This window comes from Paractinoplanes toevensis, from assembly GCF_018332695.1.
Lineage (GTDB): Bacteria > Actinomycetota > Actinomycetes > Mycobacteriales > Micromonosporaceae > Actinoplanes > Actinoplanes toevensis.
Genome location: NZ_BOQN01000262.1, coordinates 1 through 1975, shown reverse-complemented (window position 1 = coordinate 1975; position 1975 = coordinate 1). Strand labels below are relative to the sequence as shown.

Below are 1975 nucleotides of genomic sequence, written 5' to 3'. Positions count from 1 at the left end.
CGCCGCACCCTGCCGCGCCGCACCTGCCGCGCCCTGCCGCGCCGCACCCCGCCGCACCGCACCCTGCCTCGCCGCACCCCGCCGCACTCTGCCGCACCCCGCGGCCCAGCCGCCGGCCAGCAAGGCTTCGATCGTGGCTGCGCCGACGGAGCCCGCCTGCTCCAGATCTTGTGAAACTGCTGCGCGGAGCAAGCGGAAACTCCCCAAGGTCGCGTCACTCCGTCCCGACCGCGCCCGACATATACGACATGTAGTGCCTCTCTGCTGAAGGCCGGCTCGAAATGTGGGAGGAGTGTCCACAAAGCAGGATCGGAGCCGCGATGCGGGACGCCAGCTCAGAATCCGAGACCAGCGACCACGATGCGGGAGACCGCAAGCACCATCAGCGGCATGGGCACCGCCTCTGGTGGAGGTGCGGCTCGCAATGTGGGAGCAAAAGCAGGGTCGGGCCGCGATGCGAGACGCCGGCTCAGAGTCCGAGACCGGCGACCACTATGCGGAGCATCGTCAGCGGCATGGGTGTGGCCGAGGCCCGAGTTCGCGGCGGCCACCGAATGCCGATCGGGTCAGCTGCCGGCGGGGGCCGGTGAGACTGGGACCGGTGGGGTGGTTCGGCGGGCTCGGATGGCGCCGATCGCGAAGTCGGCCAGTAGGAACGCGGCCAGCGGAATGCCGAACAGCGGTACCGCCCAGGCCAGGCCGAACACCAGTGGGACGCCGACGGCGATGGCCCACGGCGGCAGCTGCTGCCAGGCTCCGCGGGCGGGTGGGGTGCCGACGGGTGCGCGGCGGTCGGCTCGGGTGGGGCGGCGTTGCCACCACATTCGGTAGCCCCAGACGATCACGCAGATCAGGCCGACCGCGAGCGCGGCGAGCAACAGCTGGTTGACCAGTCCGAACAGTTGGCCCATGTGGGCGTAGGTGCCCCACTGGGTCAGCTTGGCCATGAACGGCCAGTCGGCGAAGTCGCTGCGGTCGGTAATCGTGCCGGTGGTGGAGTCGATGGCTACGGCGTCGCGCTGGATCGGCCAGCGGGCTCCCGTCTCGGTGACCGACCAGGCCGTGGCGGCGTCGGCCGGGACCGTGATGCTGACCGGGCCGTCGATGCCGTTGCCCCGGGCCACCTTCAGCACCGCGTCGGCCGCCGCCGGGTCGACGGTTCCGGTCGCGGGGCCGGTGCCCATGCCGTGGTGGCCGCCGCCGGTCGCCGCCGGGGTGCCGGTCAGCGCCGTGGACACCGCCGGGCGGCTGCCGTTCAGGGCGTCCACGGCCGCGCCGAAGTTGGCGCCCGCGTACTGCGACCAGGTCAGCCCGGTCAGGGCCAGGAACAGCAGGCCGAGGGTCAGCCACACGCCGGTGGCGGCGTGGAATCCGCGGGTACGGCGTACCCCCTTCTTGGCTTTCAGATCGGGGGTCAGCATCCGGCGTCCGCGCTGGCGGCGCCACCAGAGGATGAGCCCGCCCAGGGCGATGACGGCCAGCCAGCTGGCCGCGAGCTCGGAGTAGAGGTTGCCGACCGGGCCGAGGTGCAGGCTGGTGTGCATGTCGTCCAGCCAGGTCTGCATCGGGGTGCTGGTCCACCAGGTGGTCAGCTGCCCGGTGACCGTACCGGAGTACTGGTTGACGTAGACGGTGTGCTGGTGTTCGAAGTCGAGTTCGGGAGACGAGAAGTCGACCTGGGTGGTGGCCGCACCGTCGCCGGGGCGGACGGCGGTTACGGCACCGGCCGGGTGCGCGGCTCGGGCGGCGGCGATCTGCGCGGCGAGCGGCTGGACCGGGCCGCCCGGGTCGCCGACGACCAGCTCGTCGGCGTAGACGAGGCGGTCGAGTTGGGGGGAGAACGCGTACGCCAGCCCGGTCAGCGCGGCCAGCAGCAGGAACGGCGCGACCAGGACACCGGCGTAGAAGTGCAGCCGCAGCAGCAGTGGTCCGAAGGTCGCGGCGGGCGCGGTGCGCACCTGCCGTAACGGCGGGG

At 72.2% G+C, this 1975-nt stretch carries 1 protein-coding gene; it reads right to left on the bottom strand.

The window, feature by feature from the left end:
* Positions 1–566 precede the first annotated feature (566 nt).
* Positions 567–1975, bottom strand: a 1409-nt coding sequence (locus tag Ato02nite_RS51090) for a PepSY-associated TM helix domain-containing protein (protein WP_307854342.1), incomplete at its 5' end; no start/stop codon positions are given.